The organism is Roseibium sp. ROS1 (genome assembly GCF_054658215.1).
Genome location: NZ_BAAGIG010000002.1, coordinates 106,516 through 131,918, shown reverse-complemented (window position 1 = coordinate 131,918; position 25,403 = coordinate 106,516). Strand labels below are relative to the sequence as shown.

Annotated in this window: 24 protein-coding genes; 11 read left to right on the top strand and 13 right to left on the bottom strand. The window is 58.8% G+C overall.

All coding sequences use genetic code 11. From position 1 onward, the window contains the following. Positions 1-96: 96 nt before the first annotated feature. Positions 97-411, top strand: a complete 315-nt coding sequence (locus tag ACYQ6M_RS08830; RefSeq protein WP_055658570.1) for a hypothetical protein — start codon at positions 97-99, stop codon at positions 409-411. A 112-nt stretch (positions 412-523) separates the two neighbouring features. Here the strand turns inward: ACYQ6M_RS08830 and ACYQ6M_RS08825 are convergent, their stop codons facing one another. Beyond that, positions 524-892, bottom strand: a complete 369-nt coding sequence (locus ACYQ6M_RS08825) for a hypothetical protein (RefSeq protein WP_460073337.1) — start codon at positions 890-892, stop codon at positions 524-526. 80 nt (positions 893-972) lie between these two features. Next, a complete protein-coding gene (locus tag ACYQ6M_RS08820; RefSeq protein ID WP_031268989.1) occupies positions 973-2,448 on the bottom strand; it encodes a helicase HerA domain-containing protein in 1,476 nt (491 codons plus the stop codon). Positions 2,449-2,813: 365 nt separating this feature from the next. Here ACYQ6M_RS08820 and ACYQ6M_RS08815 point away from each other — a divergent pair, with 365 nt between their 5' ends. Together ACYQ6M_RS08815 and ACYQ6M_RS08810 are read left to right on the top strand one after the other, a co-directional pair. Continuing rightward, positions 2,814-3,566 (top strand): substrate-binding periplasmic protein, encoded by a 753-nt coding sequence (locus ACYQ6M_RS08815; protein WP_055658568.1) that lies wholly within the window; start codon positions 2,814-2,816, stop codon positions 3,564-3,566. A 158-nt stretch (positions 3,567-3,724) separates the two neighbouring features. Further along, complete coding sequence (locus ACYQ6M_RS08810; RefSeq protein WP_055659505.1) at positions 3,725-4,381, top strand: cupin domain-containing protein; 657 nt, start codon at positions 3,725-3,727, stop codon at positions 4,379-4,381. Here the strand turns inward: ACYQ6M_RS08810 and ACYQ6M_RS08805 are convergent. From ACYQ6M_RS08805 to ACYQ6M_RS08795, 3 genes are all read right to left on the bottom strand, one after another. Beyond that, the gene (locus ACYQ6M_RS08805; protein ID WP_460073334.1) at positions 4,366-4,905 is read right to left on the bottom strand and encodes a DUF2867 domain-containing protein; all 540 of its coding nucleotides are present in this window, start codon (positions 4,903-4,905) and stop codon (positions 4,366-4,368) included. The two genes, ACYQ6M_RS08810 and ACYQ6M_RS08805, sit on opposite strands and share 16 nt — an antisense overlap. Positions 4,906-5,055: 150 nt before the next feature. Continuing rightward, on the bottom strand, positions 5,056-5,640 hold the full coding sequence (locus tag ACYQ6M_RS08800) for a nitroreductase family protein (RefSeq protein ID WP_023000065.1): 585 nt from the start codon (positions 5,638-5,640) through the stop codon (positions 5,056-5,058). 97 nt (positions 5,641-5,737) lie between these two features. Then, a complete protein-coding gene (locus tag ACYQ6M_RS08795) occupies positions 5,738-6,658 on the bottom strand; it encodes a DMT family transporter (RefSeq protein ID WP_156912337.1) in 921 nt (306 codons plus the stop codon). Between the two features lie 78 nt (positions 6,659-6,736). On the opposite strand from ACYQ6M_RS08795, the gene ACYQ6M_RS08790 reads away from it, so the two are divergent. Next, positions 6,737-7,711 (top strand): LysR family transcriptional regulator, encoded by a 975-nt coding sequence (locus ACYQ6M_RS08790; protein ID WP_367020532.1) that lies wholly within the window; start codon positions 6,737-6,739, stop codon positions 7,709-7,711. A gap of 82 nt (positions 7,712-7,793) precedes the next feature. Further along, the gene (locus ACYQ6M_RS08785; RefSeq protein ID WP_460073331.1) at positions 7,794-9,170 is read left to right on the top strand and encodes an MFS transporter; all 1,377 of its coding nucleotides are present in this window, start codon (positions 7,794-7,796) and stop codon (positions 9,168-9,170) included. A gap of 35 nt (positions 9,171-9,205) precedes the next feature. Here ACYQ6M_RS08785 and ACYQ6M_RS08780 read toward each other — a convergent pair whose 3' ends face one another. Further along, positions 9,206-9,766 carry a carboxymuconolactone decarboxylase family protein gene (locus ACYQ6M_RS08780; protein ID WP_460073329.1) on the bottom strand — a complete coding sequence of 187 codons (561 nt, stop codon included), beginning with the start codon at positions 9,764-9,766 and terminating at the stop codon, positions 9,206-9,208. 215 nt (positions 9,767-9,981) lie between these two features. On the opposite strand from ACYQ6M_RS08780, the gene ACYQ6M_RS08775 reads away from it, so the two are divergent. Further along, entirely contained in the window at positions 9,982-10,605 is a 624-nt protein-coding gene (locus ACYQ6M_RS08775) for a TetR/AcrR family transcriptional regulator (RefSeq protein ID WP_055658554.1), read from the top strand. Here the strand turns inward: ACYQ6M_RS08775 and ACYQ6M_RS08770 are convergent, their stop codons facing one another. Continuing rightward, the gene (locus ACYQ6M_RS08770; RefSeq protein ID WP_460073327.1) at positions 10,606-12,117 is read right to left on the bottom strand and encodes a malonate--CoA ligase; all 1,512 of its coding nucleotides are present in this window, start codon (positions 12,115-12,117) and stop codon (positions 10,606-10,608) included. A 297-nt stretch (positions 12,118-12,414) separates the two neighbouring features. Between ACYQ6M_RS08770 and trhA the strand changes: the two genes are divergently transcribed. Then, on the top strand, positions 12,415-13,068 hold the full coding sequence (trhA, locus tag ACYQ6M_RS08765) for a PAQR family membrane homeostasis protein TrhA (RefSeq protein WP_460073325.1): 654 nt from the start codon (positions 12,415-12,417) through the stop codon (positions 13,066-13,068). A gap of 66 nt (positions 13,069-13,134) precedes the next feature. On the opposite strand, the gene ACYQ6M_RS08760 is transcribed toward trhA, so the two are convergent. Beyond that, on the bottom strand, positions 13,135-13,872 hold the full coding sequence (locus ACYQ6M_RS08760) for a L,D-transpeptidase (RefSeq protein WP_460073323.1): 738 nt from the start codon (positions 13,870-13,872) through the stop codon (positions 13,135-13,137). Between the two features lie 148 nt (positions 13,873-14,020). Here ACYQ6M_RS08760 and ACYQ6M_RS08755 point away from each other — a divergent pair, with 148 nt between their 5' ends. Both ACYQ6M_RS08755 and ACYQ6M_RS08750 read left to right on the top strand, forming a co-directional pair. After that, positions 14,021-15,088: a dipeptidase gene (locus ACYQ6M_RS08755; protein WP_077290455.1), complete on the top strand. Its 1,068-nt coding sequence runs from the start codon at positions 14,021-14,023 to the stop codon at positions 15,086-15,088. Positions 15,089-15,469: 381 nt separating this feature from the next. Next, positions 15,470-16,237: a GntR family transcriptional regulator gene (locus ACYQ6M_RS08750; protein ID WP_460073321.1), complete on the top strand. Its 768-nt coding sequence runs from the start codon at positions 15,470-15,472 to the stop codon at positions 16,235-16,237. A 115-nt stretch (positions 16,238-16,352) separates the two neighbouring features. Here ACYQ6M_RS08750 and ACYQ6M_RS08745 read toward each other — a convergent pair whose 3' ends face one another. The 5 genes from ACYQ6M_RS08745 to ACYQ6M_RS08725 all read right to left on the bottom strand — a co-directional run bounded on the left by ACYQ6M_RS08745 (position 16,353) and on the right by ACYQ6M_RS08725 (position 22,453). Continuing rightward, positions 16,353-17,978 (bottom strand): ABC transporter ATP-binding protein, encoded by a 1,626-nt coding sequence (locus ACYQ6M_RS08745; protein WP_460073319.1) that lies wholly within the window; start codon positions 17,976-17,978, stop codon positions 16,353-16,355. Between the two features lie 10 nt (positions 17,979-17,988). Further along, complete coding sequence (locus ACYQ6M_RS08740) at positions 17,989-19,116, bottom strand: ABC transporter permease subunit (RefSeq protein ID WP_055659503.1); 1,128 nt, start codon at positions 19,114-19,116, stop codon at positions 17,989-17,991. Between the two features lie 13 nt (positions 19,117-19,129). After that, positions 19,130-20,053: an oligopeptide ABC transporter permease OppB gene (oppB, locus tag ACYQ6M_RS08735; RefSeq protein ID WP_031268981.1), complete on the bottom strand. Its 924-nt coding sequence runs from the start codon at positions 20,051-20,053 to the stop codon at positions 19,130-19,132. Positions 20,054-20,161: 108 nt separating this feature from the next. Then, complete coding sequence (locus ACYQ6M_RS08730) at positions 20,162-21,748, bottom strand: peptide ABC transporter substrate-binding protein (RefSeq protein WP_062489583.1); 1,587 nt, start codon at positions 21,746-21,748, stop codon at positions 20,162-20,164. A 222-nt stretch (positions 21,749-21,970) separates the two neighbouring features. After that, positions 21,971-22,453 carry a BA14K family protein gene (locus ACYQ6M_RS08725; RefSeq protein ID WP_460073316.1) on the bottom strand — a complete coding sequence of 161 codons (483 nt, stop codon included), beginning with the start codon at positions 22,451-22,453 and terminating at the stop codon, positions 21,971-21,973. Between the two features lie 203 nt (positions 22,454-22,656). Here ACYQ6M_RS08725 and ACYQ6M_RS08720 point away from each other — a divergent pair, with 203 nt between their 5' ends. Then, positions 22,657-24,468 (top strand): ATP-binding cassette domain-containing protein, encoded by a 1,812-nt coding sequence (locus ACYQ6M_RS08720; RefSeq protein ID WP_296598311.1) that lies wholly within the window; start codon positions 22,657-22,659, stop codon positions 24,466-24,468. Between the two features lie 219 nt (positions 24,469-24,687). Next, positions 24,688-25,350, top strand: a complete 663-nt coding sequence (locus ACYQ6M_RS08715; RefSeq protein WP_023000048.1) for an FAD-binding oxidoreductase — start codon at positions 24,688-24,690, stop codon at positions 25,348-25,350. Positions 25,351-25,403: the final 53 nt, after the last annotated feature.

Here is a 25,403-nt window from a genome sequence, read left to right as displayed (position 1 = left end):
TTCCCGTTCTCGGAAATAGCTGTTTTGAGATTCCACACTTGAATGAAAATACGAGCTGACGTAAAAAGAACAAAACAGGAACAATGGAGAAGATCGATGCGGCTCGCCGACACTGCTGTTGCGCATTCCTGCGCTGTTTCCTCCGCTGCCGCGTCGACGCCAGGCACGGAACAACTGACCTCCGTCACGCGCGGCGAGGTCCGCACCATGATGCTTTACCTGCGCAAGGCGCGGGAGCGGGCTATCGCGATCCGGGACAGGTCTCCTGGCGGCAGTTATCTGGAAAGCGTGCTCACACGCACGATCGACGGCATTTCGGTGGAGCTTTCACAACTCGACTATCTGCTGGCATCGAAACCGGCGGAAGCAAACCGGACTGAGCCGGGCCGCAGGATGCGTCCGGCGATTTGATTGTCATTGCCGTGCAGATTTTCGGCCCCCAAAGGGCAGACTGCGCTTGAAGAGCGTTCAGATTTCAGTGCCTGCGTGACCAGCGCGAGACCCGGCGTGGAACCATTGCCAATCACCCTTCCCGCTTCAGTGGCCCGAAGAAGCCGAAGACCGCGCTCAGCTTGCCGCTTTGGTCGTCAATCCAGACGACATCAAGTCCTTCCGGCAGCACCGTTCCGTCCACATTGACCATCTGCCACGCAAACCGCGCTGAACCGTGGTGGCTGTCGACACTGCTGGTCCGAAGGATCTTCGCACCGACCCTTTTGGCCAGAACGCCGGAGATGTGGTCAACCAGCGCAGCGATACCGGTCACATCGGTTTCCGGGTCCGTGTATCTGACATCTTCCACTACGGACCTGCCGAGCAGATCCTGCCGATAGGATGGGTCACGTTCAGACCAGGCTGCACAATAGATGTCGATGGTCTCTTCCAGCGTCATATTTGCCTCCCTTGCAGTCTTCTGCAGAAGCATGCGCGAAAGTTTGCAATCTCGCCAGTCAGTGTGCTGGAAAGGCCGCGTCAGGCGGCGGCTTCGTCACCCGGTGCCGTTTGCCAGCCAAGGTCGGTCAGCGTCACGATACGATTGCCGCGCAAGTCGGTGGCGCAGACAAGAAATCCGCGTTCTTCCATATGGCTCAACAGCCAACGCGCCCTGCCGGGAGACCGTGTGCCGTAGGCGGTGGCAATTTCAATGTTGCCGGGACATGGCGCCTTCGCGATCGCGGCCTTTGCCAGCAACAGGTACACACCGCGCATGTCTTCCGGCAATTCGGAGGCGATCAGTTCCGCCTGGGCCCAGGCTCCGTCGTCCATTTCGCCCTTTTCAACGCCTGCACGGGCAACGGAGAGCTTTTCTCGGAAAGTCTGCAGGTCCGGTGCGCCGCCCGCCAATTTGGAAATGCGGCAGCGGACCTGGAAGTCCTGATACAGCGTTGCAATCGGCTGGAACGCAGCTTCCTCGTCTTCCAGAATACCTGCAATGATTTCCGAAATTTTCTGCTCGCGTTCGCCAAAATCGAGCAGGCTCTCAGCCTGTGGCACGTCTTCAGCGCTAGCACGTTCTGCACTGCTGAGCTGATCGAGCACGTCACCGGTCGAAACCACAGGCTCGACGAAACGCTGGCGGACCGGCTGAACTTCGTCCGCTCCCGGCGTGAAGATCAGATCCTTGGCGTCTTCCTTGGGCTGCTCCGGCAGTGGCAGCAGTTTGTGAGTTCCGCCCCGCCCCATGGTCTCCACCGGGCCGATCTTGACCGGAACGGGACGGCGCGACATGGCCGGTCCGAGAGCGATGAAGTGACCCCTGTCGAGATTTCTGAAACTTTCGGCCTGGCGCCGCTCCATGCCGAGAAGGTCGGCAGCACGCGCCATGTCGATATCCAGGAACGTACGGCCCATCAGGAAGTTGGACGCTTCTGCGGCGACGTTCTTGGCAAGCTTGGCGAGACGCTGGGTGGCAATGACGCCGGCCAGTCCGCGTTTGCGGCCGCGGCACATCAGGTTGGTCATGGCTCCGAGGGAACGGCGCCGGGCCTCCTCGGTCACCTCGCCGGCGGCGGCAGGTGCAAAGAGCTGTGCTTCATCAACGATGACCAGCATCGGATACCAGAGATCGCGGTCCGCATCGAACAGGCCGTCGAGAAAGGTTGCAGCCGCCTTCATTTGCCGGTCGGCATCAAGACCTTCCAGATTGAGTACCACCGATACCCGGTGCTGGCGCACCCGTGCGGCGATCATCTGAAGATCCTTTTCGGTGCCGACCGCATCGACAACGACATGGCCGAACTTATCTGCCAGAGACACGAAGTCGCCTTCGGGATCGATAATGGCCTGCTGGACCCAGCTCGCGGACTGTTCAAGAAGCCGGCGCAGGAGATGCGACTTTCCCGAGCCGGAATTGCCCTGCACCAGAAGGCGCGTTGCCAGCAGTTCTTCCAGATCAAGACCGGCGCGTGCGCCGCCTGTCATTTCCCCGATATCGATTTGTACCGTCATGCGACCACTTTTCTTGCAGCCTCGGCAGCGCTGCGGCTTCTCCGTTTTCTGGATTTCGTGCAGTGCGGTAGTCAGCACGATTCCGTGCCACTTGCAAAGCCAGCCTGCCGGGAAAGCCGGGTTTTCCCAGAATTCCACCGAATAGCAACCTTTAAGTGACAGGCTGCCTCCAGAAGAGGCCGAAAATCCGGTTCGGGCCTGCGTTAAGCAATGTCGGCTTTGCCAGGTGCCACGCAGGACTTCTGTGCTAAGGTTGGTAGAACGGGAGCTTTTTCAGGGAAATCGCTGTGACAGTCAATGGATTGGCAGGCTCTTCGTGCCGGCTCGTTTTAATACAACTCAAAACGCTGCTTGCCGGCGCTGTGTTGTCGATCCTTGCGCTTGCGGTGCATCCCGCCAAAGCCGATATCGTCCGTATTGCCGTCGGTGAGTGGCCCCCTTATTTTTCCGAAAGTGACGAAGGATACGGAACCTACGCCAAGGTCGTCGCAAAGGCCTTCGAACTTGAAGGCCTTACGGTGGAGTACGGCTTCTTTCCCTGGAAACGTGCCTTGCTGGAAGCCCAGTCCGGCCGCTGGCAGGCTTCCGCAGGTTGGGGCAAAACCGCTGAACGAGAACCTTTCTTTCATTTCTGCGACGCGGTTCTGGTTGAGCGCGAGCAATTCTTTTATTCGTCAGACCGACCTGTGAATGCGCAAAATGTGCAGGACCTCAGCGGATTGAGCCTTGGCGCACTTGACGGTGCAGCCCTTGGGGAGGACCTGGATAAACTGGTTACCGCCGATCAGATCACCGTCTATCGCCAAAGTTCCCTGGCAGACCTCTTCAAGATGCTTGATGTAGGGCGTGTCGATGTGGTCATGGGCAACGGAGAGGTGGCTGCCGATGCATTGGCTGACGCTTTTTCTCCTGAGGAAACCACGCGTTTCAAGTCGTTGGAAAACGTCAACGTCCTTTGGGACTACCGCGTAATCGTTTCCAGGAACATCGAAAGCGGTGAGGAACTGTGCACCCGGTTCAACCAAGGTTTGAGGAAGCTTCGCGACACCGGAGAATATGACCGCCTTTTGTGGCCGGAACGCGATGGGGAGGGTCAGTCCCAGGCCAGCCCGTCCTGAGGCCCGGGCAGTCGCGAGAAATATGCAGGCTCTGATTTGGCTCGCTCGATTGCTTGCAATGCCTGAAAGGCTTCACAACGAGTTCAAATCTGTCCCCTTCCAAATGGGGATATCCTGCCCCATGTGAACATAATAAGAATCATATTGGGATGGACCGGATGAAAATTCATGCAGACCTGACGCAGCCTGCAATCGTCGACAGCGCCACGCTCGACTGGGTGCCCTCACCAATGGCAGGTGTGGAGCGAAGGATGCTGGAGCGCGATGGTGAAGAGGTCGCGCGAGCCACCAGTCTGGTCAGATACGCTCCCGGCTCTGCCTTTTCCGCCCACAAGCATGACATGGGTGAAGAATTTCTGGTTCTGGACGGTGTGTTCTCGGATGAAAGCGGGGATTTTCCCAAAGGCATGTATGTCCGCAATCCTCCGGGCTCCAGCCATGTGCCTTCGAGCGAACCTGGCGCCGTCATCCTTGTGAAATTACGCCAGATGCAGCCTGACGATGATGCCTTTGTCCGGGTGAACACTCTGGACCCCAGCGGCTGGCAGGCCGGCAGACCCGGAGAGAGCATCCTGCCGCTGTTCATCCGGCCGGAAGAGGAAGTGGTGATGCTCGACTGGGAAAGAGGCGCCAGACTAGCTCCGCAAACCTTCCCGGGCGGAGCGGAGTATTTTGTCGTTGAAGGCAGTTTCGAAGACCAGAGCGGCCGTCACGATCAAGGTACCTGGATACGCCTGCCGGCGGGAACCCGGCAGGAAATCACGACAACCCAGGGCGCCCGCGTCTGGAGAAAAACGGGTCACCTGGCGTTCTGAGTTGCCCAGTGCTGGAGGGCCGTCCCCCTGGCAAGCTGGGTTTTGACGATCATCTTGTGCAACGGCAGGATCATCGCAAGATAGGCATGACCGGCCAGGTTATGCCGTTTGCAGCAGGTCGAGACATAGATCCGCGCGGCTCCTCCCCTTTTGCGGAACACGGAGACACGGAAATCCTGGTGCCAGTCGTTCTCGCCCAGAATGATCTCATCTTCTGAAACCGAATAGATCTTGAAGAAACCGATCCGGTCGCCCTCGCCCTTGCAAATGATGTTATCGGCGCCTTGTTCCTGCGCCAGAGACTTCGTTGTCTTCATGCCGACGAGCCCTGCAAGCTTGTCGCGGAACGAGAGAAGCGCAGTCACCCAACCGATTTCTGCCATCAGAATGCGTTCGGCAAGTACGCGCATATCTGCGGTCAACAGGTCTTCCCGTCCCCGGATCGGGATGGAAAAGGTGTCGAGATAATCGTCGGCCGCCCTATAGGTATTGAGGAGACTTTCTTCCGGCAGTTTGTCGGTCATGGCCATGTCCTGGCTCCCTCCAGCAAATTCGACTTGCCAAACCTATACCTGCTGCCACCGGAAAAACCCCTTGCAGATTGCCGCAGCAAAAAGGCAGCGGAATCAGCCCGCTGCCTTTTTGGGAAAGTGATTGTGTGCCGACCTCGGCGGTCAGGCCCAGGCGCCTGCGAAAGCGATTTCAGCCAGCGGTTTGCGGCTGCTTGGGGTTTCGCGTTCCTGCAAGGTTTCCGGCAGGTCTGCTGTGTCCCCCCGCCGGCCAATGGCAATGGCAATCTGCGGCAGATAGCGTTCTGGCACACCGAGTTTTTCGTGGATCTCGTCTTTCAGGATCCCCGCCATGCCGTGCGCATGAAAACCAAGCGCGGTTGCCTGCAGGGCCGCATGCGCCCAGGCTGAACCGGCATCGAAGGTGTGCAAGCCGTTGGCTCTGTTCGGTTTACCGTCCTTGCCGTCCACTTCGCTGTCGGAAAACAGATAGACAAGTGCGGAGGCGTGTTGCGCCCAGTCGCGGTTGAACGGGTTGAGAAGATCGACCAGGACCTGCCAGTCGGCATCGCCCCTGCGGGCATAGACGAAACGCCAAGGCTGGATGTTGAAGGCAGACGGCGACCAGCGGGCGGCCTCCAGAATGGTTTTCAGATCCGCTTCCTCGATCGTCGACCGGTCAAAGGCACGCGGTGACCAACGGTCGACGAACAGGTTTTCAATCGGATGATCGGGTGTACGGGCAGTCATGAGCAGTGTCTCCAGTCTATTCCGGGCAAATATCCATCGGGCTGAACAGGAGATAGGTGACTTTTATCTCGATATCAAGATACTTTACTCCAAGATTTTATGTTGTCGGTGCCACTTCCCGGTCCAATCGCGGTCCTGCCCCGATGGATGGCGCGATCAGGATTGCCGACAACACCACGGCTGCGGACAGCAACTCCCTCAAGCCAATTGCTTCGCCAAAGACCAGCCAGCCGACCAGAAACATGGTCGGCAGCTCGAAACTTCCCGCAGCTGCAGTGCGAACAGGCCCAACCTTCTGACAGGCGATCGTATAGAGGATCTGCGGAACAAGAGCCGTTCCAAGTCCCATGGCGACGATGAGGCCCCACTGGCCGGTGCTTGCCGGCAGAACTGAGCCCTGCCCTTCATTGATTGCGAGGGGCAACAAACCAATGACGGACCCGGAAAGTCCGCAAGCCGTCCGTTCCAGCGAATTCAACTCGCCTGCCAGCCCGCTGAGGACAACAATCAGAAAGCCGAACGCGATGGGAGCAGGAATGGCCCATAAAAGCGCCTGCAGTGCCTCGGGAGATAGCGACGACGGATCGAGCAGCAGCCCGGCTGCCAGGATAACCAGACCTGCCGAGGCAAATGATCTCCAAGTCAACGCTTGCCTGAGCAGAACCCAGGCAAACAGGGCCGCGAAAACCGGATAGGACATGTAGACGACACCGGCAGCGGCAACGGGTGCCACGCGGATCGCCTCCAGATGGCCGATCAGGCTGAGCCCCAGCACCAGACCCGCCCCCGCCATCAACAGGGCGCCGCCTCGTTTGCGCTTCTCGAACGGCAGAAAGGGAAGCAGGAACAGGACGGAAAAGCCGTAACGATATAGCGCGATTGTGGCCGGGCCGGCGCCCAGTCCCTGAAGCTCCCGCACGAAGATCGGCACGAGGCCGAAACAGGCTGCGGAGGCTGCAATGACGAGTGTAGCCCCAGTCGTCCCAAGGCTGATGTGAGGAAAAGTGATGTTGCTCATGCCTTGTCGATACCGCGCAACGATGAGCAAACAAAATTCCTAGTTTTCATTCAGTTCATGAAATGCTTTCATACAAATATGATCCCTCGACTGGCCCTCCATCACCTGACCCTTCTTTCCGCGCTTGGCGAAACCGGCAGCATGACCGCGTCCGCCACCCGTCTCGGCGTGACACAGTCTGCTGCTTCACACAGGCTGCGGGAAGCAGAGCGCCGCCTGGGGGTGGTCCTGGCACGCCGCGCCGAGAACCGGATTGAACTGACGCCGGAGGGCGAGCGTCTGCGGCATCTGGGCGAGACCTTTCTGGGCGAGTTGTTTCGTCTGGAGCAGGATCTTGAAGCCTCGGCAAGGGACGCCAGGATCCTCGTTCGCCTCGGCCAGGCAACCTACAGTCGCTATCACTGGTTTCCCGCGTTTCTGGAATATCTGGACACGGCCGACCCGAAACTGTCGGTCGATCTGTCATCGCGTGCGACGGCACATCCCCTGGCCTCGCTCCTCGACGGTTCCGTGGACGTTTCGCTGGTTTTCGGCCGCGAACCGGCACTTGCCTCGCTGCGCGCGGTGAAGCTGGGCACCGACCCGATTGTCGCGGTGCTGGCGCATAATCACCCGCTTGCCGCAGAGCCCGTCGTCAACAGCGAAAACATGGGAGATGAGCGTTTCTTCGTTTATCCGCTGACCGCAGAACCCGGATTTGACTGGACAACCCTGCTTGGCGCCCCCACCCAGCCGTTCCGGCGGTTGACCCCGATGCCGACACCGGAAGCCGTGATCGATCTGGTGCGCGCCAAGTTCGGCGTTGCCATCTTCAGCAAGTGGGCCATCGAGCCGGAGCTGGCTGACGGAACACTGGTTTCCCGCCCGATTGCCGAAGGTGGTGTTTCGCTGGACTGGTGGTGTGTTCGCCGCGCCTCGGATCCGCTGGACAGTCCGGCGGCACGCCTCTCATCTGCCTTGACCGCCTGGAGCCACCAGTCCGACAGGGCCTTGTCGACGCTTGCCTTCGGCGGAACGGGTCAAACTGCAGGGTCGGACTTGAAAAAAACCTAGGCGCGAAGCAGTAACCTTCGTAAGCTTTTCAAGGGGAGAAGGGGAAAAGCCGGTAATTTCCGGCGAACGGGGGAGACAGGCAGTGGCTTCACTCTCCGGAAAGGATCGCAAACGCGGGCTTGTTCTGGCCATGGGTACGCTTGGCGGCCTGGTGATGCTGGACGAGACAATCCTTGGCGTTTCACTCCCGGCAATACGGTCCGAGATGGAGCTTTCGCCAACACTGACCCACTGGATCATCAACGCCTACATGCTGACGTTCACCTGCTTCGCCGCTATCGGCGGCAAGGCGATCGACCTTTTCGGGTTGCGCCCTGCCCTAATTGTCAGCGCCAGTGTGTTTGCGCTCGCCAGTCTTCTGGCCGGATTTTCAAACGGACCTGAACTGCTGATCGGCATGCGCATCGTCCAGGGCCTTTGCGCAGCAGTGATGTTCCCGATGACGCTCGCAGCCGCGACCCTCACCTTCGACAAGGCAGAACGGGGCCGTGCAATCGGCATTCTGGCGGGGATGGCAACGATATTCCTTGCCGCGGGACCGCTGCTGGGCGGTATCCTGACTGATTTTCTTTCCTGGCGCTGGGTCTTTTGGGTCAACATCCCCATTGTCGCCGTTGGCACTGTGCTTGCCTGCCTGTTCTGGCAACCGCCGCAGCAAACGCCTGCCCGCCCGCTCATAGACCGGATAGGTCTGTTCCTGTTGCTCGTTGGCATGACGGGGATCATTTTCGGCCTGATGGAAGGTCCCGACTTTGGCTGGATGACGCCACTGATCCTGGGCAGCTTGCTAGCCGGAATTGCCGGGATCGTGTTTTTCGTAGCCTATGAAGCCAGGCAACGGATGCCGCTGATCGATGTGCACCTGTTTCGACTGAAGGCGTTTCACGCCAGTGTTCTCGTGATCCTTCTGACACAGATGAACAAGATCGTCGTTGCGATCTTCGTGCCCCATTTCCTGCAGCTCGACATGAAATTCTCGGCGCTGGCGGCAGGTCTCGCAACTGTCGTCGCCGTTTTTCCGTTTCCCTTCCTGTCGGCACCCGCCGGCAAGTTGGGAGACAGGCACGGTTCACGCAAGCCGGTTCTGGTAGCCCTCGCGGTTCTGGCTCTGGCCAACATTGCTATCGGCACCCTCACCCTTGCGGAAAACTATTTGGTGCTAGCCCCGGCTCTTCTGGTCTGGGGAATTGCCCTTCCCTTTGCGATGATCCCGACCGGGCGGATCACCGCCAACGCGGTCCCTTCGGAAAAGCAGGGAGAGGTCAGTGGCCTGGTCATCACGGCGCGTCTGGTTGGAGGAACACTCGGTGTCACAATGGGCAGCGTGCTGCTGGCCATGGAGGCAGGGTTCGGCTCCATCTTCTGGGTGATGGGTGTACTGATCGCCCTGTGCTGCGCCTATGGCTTCAGGTCATTCGCCAATGATGCACCAGCTTACCATTCAGCACCCGGGAGCTGAGTGCTCCCGAGTGCCGGAACAAGTGACCTGGAAGGTCACGCCATTTCCGGTTCCTTCTTCCAGGCAAATTGCTTGACCGGCTCATCCAGCTCAGTGTGAGCCAGCGCGTTGGTGAAGTTCGACAAGGTCTTGGCGGCGATGCCGACAAGAACTTCAAGCGCCTGCCGTTTGGAATAACCCGCAGCAAGAAATGCCTTCAACGCATCGTCACCGATATGTCCACGCTGCTCGACGAGGGTTCGCGTATAGACGCGAAGCGCTTCCAGTTTCGGGTCGTTCAGGCGTCCTCCAACGCGCAAGGCGGCAATCGCATCATCCGGCACCTTCACCATTTTCATCAGCATGGTGTGCCCTGCCATGCAGTAGTGACATTCGTTGAGGTAGTTCATTGTCATCATCACGACCTGCTGCTCGGTCGGCGACAGATCCGTGGCTTGAGTGAAAAGCCGGAACGTTTCCAGATAGGCTTCATAGACGGAAGGGGCTTCGGCCATCACCTGGTGCAGTTTCGGATAGAAGCCGTAATCCTTCTTCGACCTCTCGAGCAGGTCCAGAGATCCTTGCGGTGCAGTTTCAGGGGTGTGGTACTCAAACATGCCTTATGCTCCTTCAAAGCTTGGGCTGAGGAAAAGAAACGCGGTGGTCTTCAGGGGCGCCGACGCGACTGGAGGGAACCGCACCATGCGTCCCGTCAGTCCGTGACAGCGCTTGAACTTGCTACGTTTTGATCACTTGTGTATAAAACTGAAACAAGCGTTTTGTCCATATGTGAACAAAACTATCCGCGTAACATGTTCGTGAGACGAGAGCGATGGCACGACCGTCCAAATTCGACAGGGAAGACGCGCTCGATGTGGTGATGAACCAGATCTGGCAGACAGGCTATCGCAACAATTCCGTCAAATCGCTTGCGGAGGTGCTCGGGATAACCCGATCGAGCTTCTACAACGCCTTCGGCTCCCAAGAGCAGCTGTTCAAGGAAGTGCTTGCCCGCTACACCCGGGTCTCGCCGGACAGAGTTCTGGCTCACGACAATTCCAACAAGCTGGTGCGTGGCGTAATCACTGAATTCTTTCAGGACATATGCCGCCTGCGGGCCCGCGACCCGGAATGGCGCGGCTGCATGGCTGTCAACGCAATTAGCGAACTCTGCAGCAGCCATCCCGAACTGGGGCCGGTGTTGGCAGAAGTTATCTTCGGAAGTCTGGAACGGTTGGAAAGACTGCTCAAGCTGGGTGTCGAAACCGGCGAACTACCGAAGGACTATGACATTCGCAGCAATGCACTTGCGGTTCAGACGCTGATGATCGGCATCAACACGCTGAGCAAGGTTGTCCATTCAGAGAAATCTTTGTGGCTTGCATGCGAAGCGACGCTGAAAGGTCTCGACCTTCTCGAAAAAAGCGGACAGGCGAGTGAGTGCAAGATGGCGTGATCAGCCGAAATCGCCGCTGAACCGTTCACGCAGCACGTTTTTCTGGATCTTGCCCATGGTGTTCCGCGGCAAGGCCTCCAGAATGTGGACCTTCTTGGGTTGCTTGAACTTCGCCAGACGATCGTTCAAGGAGGCTTGAACGGCGTCCTGACCCAGTTCGGCTCCCGGTTTCGGAGCCAGCACGGCGACCACCGCCTCTCCAAAATCGGGATGCGGAACGCCGATTACTGCGCTTTCGGCGACGCCCGGCAGTTCGTCCAGCAGCGCTTCAACCTCGGCCGGATAAACGTTGAAACCGCCGCTGATGATCAGATCCTTGGACCTGCCGACGATGGAAACATAACCGTCTTCGTCGACGCGCCCCATGTCGCCGGTAATGAAATAGCCGTCTGCCCGAAATTCCTGTGCCGTCTTTTCCGGCATTCGCCAGTATCCCAGAAAAACGTTGGGCCCCTTGATCTCGATGATGCCGACCTCTCCGTCCGGCAGCTCTCGCCCGGTTCTGGCATCGACGACACGGAGCCCGACCCCGGGCAGAGGAAATCCAACCGTTCCCGGCCGACGTGCACCGTCATAGGGATTGGAAGTGTTCATGTTGGTTTCGGTCATGCCGTAACGCTCCAGGATTGCGTGTCCGGTGCGCTCTCGAAACTCCTTGTGCACCTCTGCCGAGAGCGGGGCTGACCCTGAAATGAACAGGCGCATATGGGCCGCCACATCCCGCGTGAACCGGTCCGATGCCAGCAGGCGCGTATAGAATGTCGGAACGCCCATCATCGCTGTTGCTTTCGGCAGAACGGCAAGAACCTGATCCAGGTCGAACTTCGGCAGGAACAGCATGGAACCGCCTGCCATCATCAGACAGTTGGTGGCAACGAACAGCCCGTGAGTGTGGAAGATCGGCAGGGCGTGCAACAGCACATCGTCTTCGGTGAACTGCCAGTATTTCACCATGGTCTGCGAATTCGACGCCAGATTTCCATGCGTGAGCATCGCTCCCTTGGAACGTCCCGTAGTACCGGACGTATAGAGGATGGCCGCCAGATCGTCGTCTTCACGCGGACGGTTGTCATAGTCCGTCGGCATCTGGTCTGCGAGTAGACTGAGGCTGCCCTCCCCGTTCTGATCGAGCGTGTGCAATCGTGCGCCGGCCTTTTGCGCCGTTCCGGCCAGCTCGTCGGCCCTGGCCGGGTCGCAGACAAAGACAGCCGGTTCCGCATCACCAACGAAATAACCGATTTCGGCAGGGGTATAGGCAGTGTTCAGAGGCAGAAACACGCCACCGGCACGGATCGTGCCGAGATAGAGCATCAGGGTATCGGGCGTCTTTTCCATCTGGATAGCAACGCGGTCTCCCGCTTTGACACCCAGTTTCTGGAGGGCACCGGCATATTGCGCAGACCGCGCGAACATGTCCGCATAGGTTATCTTCCCGCCGTCCAGTGTTTCGAGAAAGACCTTGGACCGATCCGGTATGAAGGCGGTCAGGGCGTCAAAGAGATGGTTCATCATCGCAGCGTTCCGAAATGGCGGGCAATCAGGAAGGATGTATTTGATACCAGTGGTGCCCAATTTTAAAGCAAGTCTGAGAATTTTGGGCAAGTCCGGGGAAATGCGGCCTGCCACTATCAAGCTTTCATAAAACTTTCACGCCATGCTTTAGGGTGTGAGGCCATAAATGGTGCTGAAATGGTTTGAGAGCGATCGGTCCTCCTCGGCGTTGCGAATTTGCTTCGTCAAATTATCCGCACCTTCAGCTGAGAGGAGTTGGACCACGCAATCGCACTCCGAACGACCGAGGAACACTTGATGCCGACAATCAGATCGCAGACCTTTGCAGAATTCGTTGCCGACGGTGCCGTTCATGTGATCGGCATCTGCCTGGGGCTGACGGCAACCATTGTCCTGGCAGCCACGCTCTGGAACGCGGGTGACCCTGCCCGGCAGGTCACTGTCATGATCTATGCTGCCTGCCTGATGGCGATGCTGATCTGTTCTGCGCTCTACAACATGCTGGCGAAAGACCACAAGACAGGGATCTTGAGACGGCTCGACCACGCCGCCATCTTCCTGATGATCGCGGGCACTTACACCCCCCTGGCGGCAATGATCATCGGCGGATGGACGGGCAGCGTGCTGCTGGCTGTCGTGTGGACCGGTGCGCTGGCCGGGGCCATCGTCAAGCTGGCACATCTGACCGGGCTTGATCGCCTCACTGTCCCCATCTACCTCGCGCTAGGCTGGGTGGTCGTTTTTGCCGTCAATCCGCTGATCGAAAAAGCATCCGCATTCGGGTTCTACATGATCCTGGCGGGCGGGCTGCTTTATACGGTTGGAACAGCCTTCTATGCCTGGAAACGCCTGCCATTCCAGAATGCGATCTGGCACGCCTTCGTACTGGCCGCCGCGGTCTGTCATTTCTCCGCCGTCTTCCACGACGTGGCCCTGATCAGAGCCGCCTGAAACCACGCGACAAAAAAGGCGGCACCGACAGGTACCGCCCTTTTCCATTTCCATCAGCGTGACTGCTTAGGCGTCCGCGTTGGGGTCCTTGCTGAGCACGACCACCTTTGTCTGCAGCGGCACGCGGCTGTACAGGTCGATCACGTCCTGCTGCCACATGCGGATACAGCCCGAAGACACACTCTTGCCGATGGAGTTCGGCTGGTTGGTGCCGTGGATACGGTAAAGCGTGTCAGTGGCGCCTTGCCACAGATCCATGGCGCGCGCGCCCAGCGGGTTCTTCAGACCCGGCGGGTAGCCCTTTTCCCAATAACGCTCCAGAGACGGCTTGCGGGCAATCATTTCGCGTGGAGGGCGCCAGATCGGATGAGGCCGCTTGACGCGGATCTTCGCCTCGCCCGACCAGGCGAACCCGGCCTTACCCACACCGATGCCATAGCGCAGCGCCTTGCCGTTGCCGAGCGTCCAGTACAGGAAGTTGTTATAAGGATCGACGATGATGGTTCCGGGCCGCTCGCGGGTTTTGTACTCCACGATCTGCCGCCAGTACTTCTGGTCGAAATTCTTGTAGTTGATGGCCGGCCAGGTGTAATCGCCATCGGGCCATGCCGCATAGGCAGCCGCATAGTCGAACTGCTCGTCCGGCAGATCGGCCTGATCCGGCAGACCAACCAGCCCGGCGGACTGACATCCTGCAAGGCCGGCTGCCGTAAGCACCACGCCGGCGGCCAGGAAACCACGCCTGTTCATCGCGCCACCTGCTGGCGAACTGTCAACATCGAGCGGCGAATTGGAACGCTTCATGAGACCTCCACAAATTCTGGCTCCTTCTTGAGACAGGTTTTCAACAGTTGCAAGTCACATTCGCCGAACTGCCTTACATTCTTCAGATGAATCCTTAGATTATTCCCAGCCGACCTTCTCCGGCCCACCCCACACTCAAGGTCCTTCCGTGCAGACAAACGTTTCAAAGTCGCCTTTTCCCGTCTTCGATGGTCACAACGACACACTCCTGAAACTAGAAATCGAGGCCATGAAAGGCACCGAGCGCAGTTTCTTTGACCGCTCGACCACAGGCCACATCGACATGGTGCGGGCGCAGGAAGCCGGATTTGCCGGTGGGCTTTTCGCCATGTTCGTACCGTCCAACCCGGAACAGGACTTCACCCGCCCCTTCAACCCGAAGGACCCTGCCAACTATCAGCCCGTACCGCAGAAGAGCGCGTTTGATTTCACAAAACGTATGCTGGAACGGGCCGAGCAGATCGAAGCCCAGTCGGAAGGCAATGTCGTCATTTGCAGAACGCCGGACGAGAACCGTACAGCGATCGAAACCGGCCAGATTGCCATAAGCCTTCACATTGAAGGTGCCGAAGCCATCGATACCAACCTCTATGCGCTGGAGGAACTCTACGGCCGCGGTCTGCGCTCACTTGGACTGGTGTGGAGCCGAGAGAATGATTTCGGATACGGTGTGCCGATGGCGCACCCGGCTTCACCGGATATCGGCCCCGGCCTGACCGGCGCGGGTCGAGATCTGGTTCGCGCCTGCAACCAGCTCGGGGTGCTGCTTGATGTGTCCCATCTGAACGAAAAGGGTTTCTGGGACCTGGCGCGCATCACAGAACGGCCGATCGTTGCCAGCCACTCCAACGTTCACAAGATTTGCGAAAGCAGCCGCAATCTGACGGACAAGCAGCTTGATGCCATCAAGGAAAGCGGAGGTCTCGTCGGCATCAATTTCCACGTTGCCTTCCTGCGCAAGGACGGCGGTCATTCGCGTGACACGCCGCTTTCGGTCATTGCCGACCATGCAGCCTATCTGGTTGACCGCCTCGGCGAAGACAGCGTGGCTCTCGGATCGGATTTCGACGGCTGTGTCCTGCCGCGCGACATCGGCGACGTCACCGGTCTGTCCCGTCTGATGGAAGAGCTCGACGGCCGCGGTTTCAATACACCGGTTCTGGAGAAGATCGCCTGGAAAAACTGGATCTCCGCACTGGAGAAAGCTGCCGGCTGAAGGGGCCTGTCTCGCCTTTGATCAAGATCACTCCGCCCGCCTCGCAAACTTGTTACCATGCGTAAACAGTTAGCGATTGCATTTGTGGACGGGCGGAGAAACAATGCATTTATTGTTATTTTTTGGCAGCCGTCTAAATATTAGATCCGGAATTCCACCTGAACTGCACGTTCAAGACCCACCCTCATCGGTGGCACAAGATGCAGGCAGGTTGCAGTATTCAGGCGGTTGTGCGTGGTTGGCACGTCCCATTGACCGTTCCTTCGCACCAGCGGATGGCCGGATGGAGAAAAAAACGCGAGATTGCAGACGGCGATATTTGTCGGCTGTGGTCTTTCTTTGCGTTGCCATTCAGACGCGATGCCAGTGGGGGGCAGCGACGTGAATGTATTACTTACCGCGGACAGACGTTCGCCGGTTCAAGCGGAAAACAGGGGCAAGCGCGCGCGCAAGTCCGATGCAGTCTATCAGGACCTCAAACGCCAGATCCTGACCGGGGAAATGACCTCGGAAAGCCCGATTACAGAACAATCCCTTGCCCAGGACTATGGCTGCTCGCAGAGCACAATCCGTGAAGCGCTCATGCTGCTTCAGGAATGCGGCCTCGTTGTTCGCCGCGGCTATCAAGGCACCTACGTCACAGATCCGAGCCCGCTAGAAGCCCGTCTGATGCTGAAACTTCGCATCGACATTGAATCGACCGGCGTCGTGGAAGCGGTCAAACATGTCACCAAGGACCAGGTGAACGAGCTCTATGACCTTGAAGACCAGTTCGAAGCCTGCCGCGACAAGCGGGACGTGTCCGGCTGTGCCGAGATCGATCGTGCTCTGCATCTGAAACTCTTCAGAATTGCCCGGATGCCGGTTCTGGATCCTATGCTGCTCAGGACCTTCATGATCCTGCAACGGGTCATGCTGTCGAGACCGCGTTCCGAACAATCATGGACCAGGCCGAATGTGACCCCGCACCGGTCCGTCATCGAAGCGCTGGAAGCTCATGATGTCGACGCGACGCTGACGGCTCTTCGAGCTCATATCCTGTCGAGCGCCGTTTTGCTGGCTCCACACTTTTACGGTACGGATATCGTGGAATTGCAGGACCAGTTCGACGCGCTGCCTGTTCAGGCAGCTGGTTTCAATTGGCGCTAGGGTAAGTTCAACCGACCTCCCCGCTCACACAGGCCGAGAGCCCACAGGGTGCGGGCGGCCAACCGCTTTTGGATTGACCGCCCGCGCACCCGAGATGCTTATTGAGGGTTCACCCTCAGGCGCTTTCCATCATTTGCTGCTGGGTCAGCATTGCGGCCCCGATCAGCTCCTTGGTGTAATCGCACTTCGGCGCCTCGAAGATTGCGTCGGCGGACCCCGCCTCAACAACCTTGCCACGTTGCATCACCATCACCGTGTCGGACAGCGCGCGCACGACGGCAAGGTCATGACTGATGAACAGATAGGTCAGGTCATGAGCCTTCTGCAGGTCACGCAGCAGTTCCACTACCTGCTTCTGGATCGTTCGGTCGAGAGCAGAGGTCGGCTCGTCGAGCACGACTAGTTCCGGCTTCAGAACCATGGTGCGGGCAATCGCGATACGCTGACGTTGTCCGCCCGAAAACTCGTGCGGATAGCGATTGCGCATGACCGGGTCGAGTGACACTTCCTCAAGTGCCTTGCAGGCGCGCTCATCCCGCTGGCGGGCGTTGAGTGAGGGTTCGTGCACCATCAACCCTTCTGAAATGATCTGGCCAACCGTCATACGCGGGGACAGAGACCCGAAAGGGTCCTGGAAGATAAGCTGCATGTCCTTGCGAAGCGTGCGCATTTCGGAACGGTTCTTGCCGGTGATCTGCTGTCCGTGGAACACCACCCGGCCACCGGCCGGCAACAGGTTCAGCACTGCACGACCGAGGGTGGACTTGCCAGAGCCACTTTCGCCGACGATGCCCAGTGTCTGGCCCTTGCGCAGCGAGAAACTGATATCGTCAACCGCACGCAACACATGCTTGGGCTTCAGGAAACCGGAATCGAGCTCGAATTCCACTTCGACCTTCTGCGCTTCCAGCAGAACAGGTGCGCTGTCCGGCACCGGAAGCTTGTGGCCTGTCGGCTCCGCATCCAGAAGCATCTTTGTGTAGGGATGCGCAGGCCGGGTGAAGATCTGCCCGGTCTCGCCGCTTTCCACCACTTCACCGGTCTTCATGACATAGACCCGGTCCGCGATACGGCGAACGATACCCAGATCATGAGTGATGAAGATCACCGCCATGCCTAGGCGCTTTTGCAGATCCGCCAGAAGGTCCAGGATCTGCGCCTGTGTGGTGACATCGAGCGCAGTGGTCGGCTCGTCGGCAATCAGCACGTCTGGATCGTTGGCAAGCGACATTGCGATCATCACACGCTGGCGCTGGCCGCCTGACATCTCGTACGGATAGGCGTTGATCTTGCGTTCCGGCTCGGGAATGTTGACGAGTTTCAGAAGCTCGAGGGCCTTTGCCTTGGCCGCTTTCCACGACAATCCGCCATGAACGACCATGGGCTCGGCCAGCTGCCGTCCGATGGTGTAAAGCGGGTCGAGCGAGGTCATCGGCTCCTGGAAGATCATTGTGATCTTGGCACCGCGGATCTTGTTGAGCTTGCCCACCGGCAGGCCGAGAATATTCCGGCCTTCGTAGATCACCTCGCCGCGTGTGCGCCCGTTGGACGCCAGAAGGCCCATAGCCGCCATCATGGTCTGGCTCTTGCCCGAGCCGCTTTCCCCGACGATCGCGACGGTTTCACCCGCCTGGACATGAATGTCGACGCCCTGAACCGCATTGACGGTACCCGTCGCGGTTTCAAAGTCGACCTTCAGATCCTTGATTGAGAGGACCGTTTTCTTGGTTTCGCTGGTCATGGTCTTCTCCTCACCGGTCCTTCGGGTCCAGGGCATCGCGCAGGCCGTCGCCGATGAAGTTCAGCGCAAACAGGGTCGATGTCAGGAAGATGGACGGGAAAATCAGCATCCAGGGAGCCCCTTGCAGATTTCGCGCGCCTTCGGAAATCAACACGCCCCAGCTGGTCATCGGCTCCTGAATGCCGAGGCCAAGGAAGGACAGGAAACTTTCCAGCAGGATCACCTTCGGCACCAGAAGGGTCATGTAGACCACGACCGGACCAAGCGTATTCGGGATGATGTGCCGGCGCACGATACCGCCATCGGCCACACCGAGTGCTTCCGCCGCCTGCACATATTCCTGGCGTTTGATGGTCAGCGTCTGCCCGCGCACGATGCGCGCCATGTCGAGCCATTCCACGGCACCGACGGCGATGAACATCAGGATGAAGTTCCGGCCGAAGAACACGACGAGCATGATCACGAAGAAGATGAACGGCAGCGAATAGAGGATATCCACGACGCGCATCATCATCTGGTCGACCCGGCCACCGAGATATCCTGAAGTCGCCCCGTAGAGAACACCGATCGATATCGCAACGATGGTCGCCAACAGACCGATGGTCAGCGACACGCGGCCGGCGATGAAGGTCCGGGTCATCATGTCCCGACCATTGGCGTCGGTGCCGAAATAGAAATGCATGAAGTTGATGTCGGCCCTGACCGTTGCAGACTTGTTGTCCGCGGACATGTCCGTCAGCTCGGTATTCTTGAACAGGTCGCTACGGTCGAAATACAGCACGGACCGGGGATCGATATCCCGGCTGGAGGTGACCTTGGCGACAATCGTGTCGCCTTCGCGCTCAAACGCATCCACGGTCAGACGCGCCCGTTTGGCGGAGGACATGAAACCGGGCTCGACCTGCTCAGGCTTCGGATAGGCCTCCAGGCTGGCCGGCACCTTCACGTAGTCACGATAGACTGTGTCGTAGTGATGGGGAGACAGGATCGGACCAAGGATCGAGATCAGGCCGATTGTCAGAAGCACGATGATGGAGGCGACCGCCGCACGGTTGGCGAGCAACCGGTCGCGCGCGTCGTCCCACAGGGAACGCCCCTTCGCAGGCGCCCCGGTGGATGAAGTTGCAGTGAGGGTCACAGTCGTCTCCTCCTCAGTCGTAGCGCACACGCGGATCGAGCAGCGCATAGAGCAGATCCACGACGAGGTTGAACAGGATAACAAAGCAGGCAACGACAACAACCGTCCCCATGACCAGGGTGTAGTCACGGTTGAGAGCGCCCTGCACGAAGTAGCGGCCGATGCCCGGGATACCGAAGATGGTTTCGATCACGACGGAACCGGTGAGCAGCGCTGCCGCAGCCGGGCCGAGATAGGAAACGACTGGCAGGATCGCCCCTCTGAGCGCATGCACCACCACGATCATGTAGGAGGTCAGCCCATAGGCCCTTGCAGTGCGAACATGGTTGGACCTGAGCGCCTCGATCATCGAGCCGCGCGTCAGACGTGCCACGACCGCGATCTGAGGCAGCGCGAGAGTCACGACCGGCAGCACCCGGTTGACGAACGCCCCGCCATTCCAGCCCCCCACGGGCAGCCAGCCGAGCCACACCCCGAGGATCAGGGTCAGGATCGGCGCAACGACGAAGTTGGGGATCGTGACACCGAGCGTTGCCGCAGCCATGATCGAATAGTCTGCCGGTTTGTTCTGGCGCAGCGCCGCTGCCACGCCCAGGAAACCGCCGACCACCAGAGCCAGGCAGAGCGCGGACAAGCCCAGCTGGATGGAGATGGGAAGACTTTCCGCAAACAGTTCATTGATCGAGAAGTCGCGGAAGTAGAAACTCGGACCGAAATCCAGACGGGCCACGCTCTGCAGGTACAGCAGGTACTGGTTCCACAGGGGCTCGTTGAGATGGTAGATCTTGTTCAGGTTTTCCATCACCTTTGCTTCCAGGGGACGTTCCAGATCGAACGGTCCACCCGGCGCGATGCGGATGAGGAAAAAGGAAATCGTGACAATCAGAAAAAGCGTCGGGATTGCGCCGAGCAATCGTCCGAGGACATATCGGAGCATAGGCTTTGCCTCTGTTTGTTAAACGGCGGTCTTTCGGTCAATCTTGATTGATTGATGCCGCCTTGCAAGAACCGGCAGGGAAGCCCTGCCGGTCTCGATGTTGTCAGGTTATTCGGAGATGCTCATCCAGCGGGACGGATGGATGTTGAGGAGGTTGTCCTCAAATCCTGCCATCTTGTCGGAGACCAGGTTCATGGAACCGTAGTACATCATCGGAATGAACGGCAGGTCCCGCATGAAGAGCTCTTCAGCCTTCTTCAGGATGTCCGCACGCTTCTCCAGATCCACCGTGACGGCCGCTTCGTCCATGAGTGCATCATACTCAGGATTGTTGTAGCGGGCGTAGTTGAAGCCGTCGTTGTCGCTCTCGACCATGAACAGGAAGTTCTGCGGGTCGGAGTAGTCGCCGATCCAGCCGGCGCGGGCGACGTCGAAGTCCTGACGGTCACGCAGCATGGCGTAGTGCGTCTTGGTGTCGGTGTTGATCAGCTTGACGTTGACGCCGAGAGGTTTCCACATGTCGGCAATCGCGACTGCCGTGTTCTTGTGGTTTTCGGACGTGTTGTAGTTGATCGTCAGTTCGACAGGATTGTCCGGGCCGAAACCGGCATTGGTCAGAAGTTCGATCGCTTTTTCTTCGCGGTCGATCTGGGACATGTCCTTGTAGTCGGCATAGGCCGGTTCACCGTAGTTGCCGATGCCCGGCGGCACGAAGGAATAGCCGGCAACCATGGTGGAGCCCCAGATTTCGTCGGCCAGGAACTCACGGTCAATCGCCATGGACAGAGCCTGGCGGACGTCCGGGTTCTTCAGGACTTCGTCTTCGTGATTCAGGGCGTAATAGTAGGTGCCCAGATACGGCGCCACGTGGAACTGGTCGCCCAGGTTCTCACGCATGAAGGCGACCTGCTCGGTCGGCGCATCGTTGTTGGTGTGCAGCTCACCGGCCTGGAACCGGCGCAGAGCCGCGCCACGGTCTTCGGTCGGATAGAAGAAGACAGTGTCGATCTTCACCTGATCTGCATCATGGAAATGCGGGTTCTTGACCGCTTTCACATGTGCGTTCGGCACGAACTCTGCGAGGGTGAAGGCACCGTTGGTGACGATGTTTTCGGCTTTCACGAAATCGGAGCCGAATTTTTCAACGGAAGCCGGATGGACCGGAAGGCCGGTCTGGTGGCCCAGAAGGTCGATGAAATAAGGCGTCGGGGACTCCAGAGCGATCTCGAGCGTATGATCGTCAAGCGCCTTCACGCCGAGTTCTTCCGGCTTGGCTTCGCCCTTGTTGACCTTTTCGGCGTTCAGGATCGGATACAGAACGTTGGCGTATTTTGCGCCTGTTTCCGGGTTCATGATGCGCTGAAGCGAAAAGACGAAATCGCCGGCAACAACCGGATCCCCATTGGACCACTTTGCATCATCGCGCAGCATGAAGGTATAGGTCTTGCCGTCGTCGGAAACCTTCCACTCCGAAGCCACGCCCGGAATGATCTGGCCATCGGCTCCATAGGCAACCAGGCCCTCGTAAAGATCACGCAGGATATGCGCTTCATAGGTTGTGGAGGTCTTGTGCTGATCCAGGGTTTCCGGGTCGGCAGTGTTGCCGCGGTGGTAGACCACCTCGGCAACCGCAGTAATAGATGTAGCAGCCATCAAGGCAGCCGCAAGCGCTGTCACACGCATGGACTTGAACATATCGCTCTCCCCTCTTGGGTTATAGTTGAAGCAAATGGAACGATGGGTCACAAGATTCCACGCTCTTTGCGAGCAATCAAGCATCCCCCAACGGCACATTTCGACCTTAGTCGCAAAAAGGCGATGTTTTTGCTTGTTTTTAAACGAAACCGGAAAATTTTTCCGTTGTTTTACTCGGCGGTCAAATAATTTGACCTCAACACGCGCAATTATGTTTCAATCCTAGCGGCAAAATCGATATTTTCCACTATGAGCCAGATACATGCCCGTATCAGGGTTGAAAGACTTGAATTTCCGCGCGCAATAGGCCGTCCACTGAGGGGTAAAAGGAGCCAGTCCGGTCTTGGTATAGGGGACACGCTGCGGTTGTCCGCGATAGCGCGGCGGGTTCACATAGACCCGCGACCGGTAGGGATAGGCCCGCATGTCGTAGGGGTGGTAATAGTAAGGTGCGCCATAGGGACGGTAAGGCGGGCCGTAAAGACCATAAGGTGCGTAGAAGGCACCGCCGCGATACCCACGATTGCCGAAACCGAAGCCGATACCGACACCATTGAAATAGATCCCGTCGGCACGTGCGGGCGATGTGCCGGTCAAGCCGGCGACTGCCCCGGCCAGACACACGGCGACAGCGGCAAGACAGATCCGAAACCGCTTGCGGGCAAGAGAGCCCCCTTCGCGTTTCGCCAGGTTCAGGTCAGACATGATGCTCTCTCCTGTCGGCGCACGCCCCGCGCCTGTTGGTCGCCCCTGTCCACACGCTGCCCAGAATAACGCATTCGGGCACCAAAATCTCTCAGATCAAGATCAAAAATGCTGGGCGTTCTTTCCGGGCCGCTTGCGCGGTTCACGCGCGGCCAGTAAACCGGGCGCCGATCCGACATTCCGACCGGGAAAACAAGACCCTCATGGCTCCACCGCTGCTGACACTTCGCGACGTTCATCTGACCTTTGGCGGCACGCCACTTCTTACCGGTGCCGAGCTTTCCGTTTCCGAAGGTGAGCGCATGTGCCTTGTCGGCCGCAACGGCTCCGGCAAGTCGACCCTTTTGAAGATTGCTGCCGGCATGGTGGAGATGGACAAGGGCGAACGCTTCTTCCAGCCCGGCCGCACGGTGCGCTATCTTCCGCAGGATCCGGACCTTTCCGCCTATGCCTCCACACTGGAGTATGTCAACGAAGGCCTGACCGAGGGCGACGATCCCTATCGCGGCGCTTATCTTCTTGAAGTCCTGGGCCTTAGCGGCACGGAAGACCCGAAGTCCCTTTCCGGCGGCGAAGCCCGCCGAGCTGCCCTCGCCCGGACGCTCGCCCCCGAGCCGGATATCCTGCTGCTCGACGAGCCAACCAACCACCTGGACCTTCCCGCCATCGAATGGCTGGAACAGGAGCTCAAGAGCCTGAAGTCCGCCCTGGTGCTGATTTCCCATGACCGTCGCTTCCTGGAAAACCTGTCGCGCACCACTGTCTGGATCGACCGCGGCGTCGCCCGCCGGCTCGACAAGGGCTTTGCCCACTTCGAAGCGTGGCGCGACGAGGTGTTCGAGCAGGAAGAGGTCGACCAGCAGAAACTGGCGCAGAAGATCAAGCGCGAAGAGCACTGGATGACCTACGGTGTCACCGCCCGGCGCAAGCGCAACATGCGGCGCGTGCGCGAGCTTGCCGACCTTCGCAAACAGAAGCGGGAACATCGCGGGCCTCAAGGCACCGCCAAGCTTGCTGCCACGGATGCTGAAGTCTCTGGCAAGCTGGTGATCGAAGCCAAAGGCATTTCCAAGACCTATGGCGACCGTGCCATCGTCAAGGACTTCTCGACCCGCATCCAGCGCGGTGACAGGATCGGTTTTGTCGGCCCGAACGGCGCCGGCAAGACGACGCTTCTGAAGATGCTGACCGGCGAACTGGCACCGGACACGGGCACGACACGGCTCGGCACCAACCTGGAAATGGTCACACTCGACCAGAAGCGCGAGAACCTGAACCTCAACGACACGCTGTCCTCGGTCCTGACCGGCGGGCGCGGCGATACGGTGGTGATCGGCGACGAGACCAAGCATGTCATGTCCTACATGAAGGACTTCCTGTTCTCGCCGGAACAGGCCCGTACGCCTGTGGGTGTGCTGTCGGGCGGTGAACGCGCCCGCGCCATGCTCGCCCGGGCACTGGCCAACAAGTCGAACCTGATGGTGCTCGACGAACCGACCAACGACCTCGACCTTGAAACGCTCGACCTGCTGCAGGAACTGCTGGCCGACTATCCCGGCACAGCCCTGATCGTCTCGCACGACCGCGATTTTCTCGACCGGGTGGCAACCTCCGTGATCGTCTCGGAGGGCGACGGCCTGTGGCGTGAATATGCCGGTGGCTACACCGACATGCTGGCACAGCGCGGCGAAGGCGTGACCGCCCGCAAGGCCGACAAGGCAGCGCCCGTGAAGAAGGAAAAGTCTTCCGCTCCAGAGGCTTCGCCGCAAAAGCCTCAGGCAAAATCAAAACTGAGCTTCACCCAGCAGCATCTTCTGAAAACCCTGCCGGACACGATCGAGAAACTTGAAGCACGTCTCGAAACGCTTCAGGCGGAAATGAACGACCCGCAGCTCTACGTGAAGAACCCTGACAAATTTGCCAAGATATCCCAGCAAATTACTGATCTCACGAATGAAAAGGATGCTGCGGAAGAGCAGTGGCTGGAGCTGGAAATGCTGAACGAGGCAGGTTAGGCAAGCCGTTCGGCACATCAACTTCAGAAATTGATTCAACTCTGGGACCGCCCAGCTCTGCACTCCGGCACCGCGATCACATGGTCTCGGGAGCACTAGGCGCCTCACCGGGCACATTGCACCAAATCGGACCTATGGCACCCAGCCGGGACACCGTGTTCTGGCGGAACCTGCCGCCACCTGTCGCGTTTCCTTTTCGAGCAAGAAGGAGACGCACAGATGCACAAGGCGACCATTCTCAAGATCGACCAGGTCACTCACGATGTGAAACGCTTCCGTCTTGTCGAGCCTGAAGGGTTCGACTTCAAGGTCGGTGACGCGACAGAGATTGCGCTCGATGAAGACGGATGGCGGGACGAGACTCGCCCCTTCACCATGACGTCCTTGCCCGAAGAGCGAACTCTCGAATTCACCATCAAGGGATACCCCGATCATGACGGGGTTACGGAGCGCCTTCACAAGCTGAAGGAGGGCGACCACGTGCTGATCGCCGATCCGTTCAAGACTTTCCGCTATGACGAGCCGGGTGTGTTCATTGCCGGCGGCGCCGGCATCACGCCGTTCCTTGCGATATTCCGGGACCTGGAGAAGAAGGGAAAGCTGAACGGCAACCAGCTGATCTTTGCCAACAAGACCTCGGAGGACATTATCTACCGCAAGGAACTTGAGGCTATGGACGGCCTGAAGATCGATCACGTGCTTTCAGACGAAGACACGGCCGGCAGCCACCACGGCATGATCGACGCGGACATGATCAAGGAATTCGTGCCTGATCTGGACCGCCGCTTCTACCTTTGCGGACCGCCGCCCATGATGGAGGCGGTTCAGGAAGTGCTCGAGGAACTTGGCGTCAAGGCGGACTCCGTGGAGTTCAGCGACTAACGCAGGCGTGGGGGTCTGCTTCCTCAGCTGAACAACCCTGGCGACTGACAAGC

Bases quoted from the DNA above. Each gene is read 5' to 3' on its own strand.
- ACYQ6M_RS08805 (WP_460073334.1), bottom strand. From the start codon at position 4,905: ATGACCGACAAACTGCCGGAAGAAAGTCTCCTCAATACCTATAGGGCG.
- ACYQ6M_RS08795 (WP_156912337.1), bottom strand. From the start codon at position 6,658: ATGAGCAACATCACTTTTCCTCACATCAGCCTTGGGACGACTGGGGCT.
- oppB (WP_031268981.1), bottom strand. From the start codon at position 20,053: ATGCTCCGATATGTCCTCGGACGATTGCTCGGCGCAATCCCGACGCTT.
- ACYQ6M_RS08810 (WP_055659505.1), top strand. From the start codon at position 3,725: ATGAAAATTCATGCAGACCTGACGCAGCCTGCAATCGTCGACAGCGCC.
- ACYQ6M_RS08725 (WP_460073316.1), bottom strand. From the start codon at position 22,453: ATGTCTGACCTGAACCTGGCGAAACGCGAAGGGGGCTCTCTTGCCCGC.
- ACYQ6M_RS08830 (WP_055658570.1), top strand. From the start codon at position 97: ATGCGGCTCGCCGACACTGCTGTTGCGCATTCCTGCGCTGTTTCCTCC.
- ACYQ6M_RS08790 (WP_367020532.1), top strand. From the start codon at position 6,737: ATGATCCCTCGACTGGCCCTCCATCACCTGACCCTTCTTTCCGCGCTT.
- ACYQ6M_RS08800 (WP_023000065.1), bottom strand. From the start codon at position 5,640: ATGACTGCCCGTACACCCGATCATCCGATTGAAAACCTGTTCGTCGAC.
- ACYQ6M_RS08820 (WP_031268989.1), bottom strand. From the start codon at position 2,448: ATGACGGTACAAATCGATATCGGGGAAATGACAGGCGGCGCACGCGCC.
- ACYQ6M_RS08730 (WP_062489583.1), bottom strand. From the start codon at position 21,748: ATGTTCAAGTCCATGCGTGTGACAGCGCTTGCGGCTGCCTTGATGGCT.
- ACYQ6M_RS08760 (WP_460073323.1), bottom strand. From the start codon at position 13,872: ATGAAGCGTTCCAATTCGCCGCTCGATGTTGACAGTTCGCCAGCAGGT.
- trhA (WP_460073325.1), top strand. From the start codon at position 12,415: ATGCCGACAATCAGATCGCAGACCTTTGCAGAATTCGTTGCCGACGGT.
- ACYQ6M_RS08770 (WP_460073327.1), bottom strand. From the start codon at position 12,117: ATGATGAACCATCTCTTTGACGCCCTGACCGCCTTCATACCGGATCGG.
- ACYQ6M_RS08825 (WP_460073337.1), bottom strand. From the start codon at position 892: ATGACGCTGGAAGAGACCATCGACATCTATTGTGCAGCCTGGTCTGAA.
- ACYQ6M_RS08720 (WP_296598311.1), top strand. From the start codon at position 22,657: ATGGCTCCACCGCTGCTGACACTTCGCGACGTTCATCTGACCTTTGGC.
- ACYQ6M_RS08780 (WP_460073329.1), bottom strand. From the start codon at position 9,766: ATGTTTGAGTACCACACCCCTGAAACTGCACCGCAAGGATCTCTGGAC.
- ACYQ6M_RS08775 (WP_055658554.1), top strand. From the start codon at position 9,982: ATGGCACGACCGTCCAAATTCGACAGGGAAGACGCGCTCGATGTGGTG.
- ACYQ6M_RS08715 (WP_023000048.1), top strand. From the start codon at position 24,688: ATGCACAAGGCGACCATTCTCAAGATCGACCAGGTCACTCACGATGTG.
- ACYQ6M_RS08745 (WP_460073319.1), bottom strand. From the start codon at position 17,978: ATGACCAGCGAAACCAAGAAAACGGTCCTCTCAATCAAGGATCTGAAG.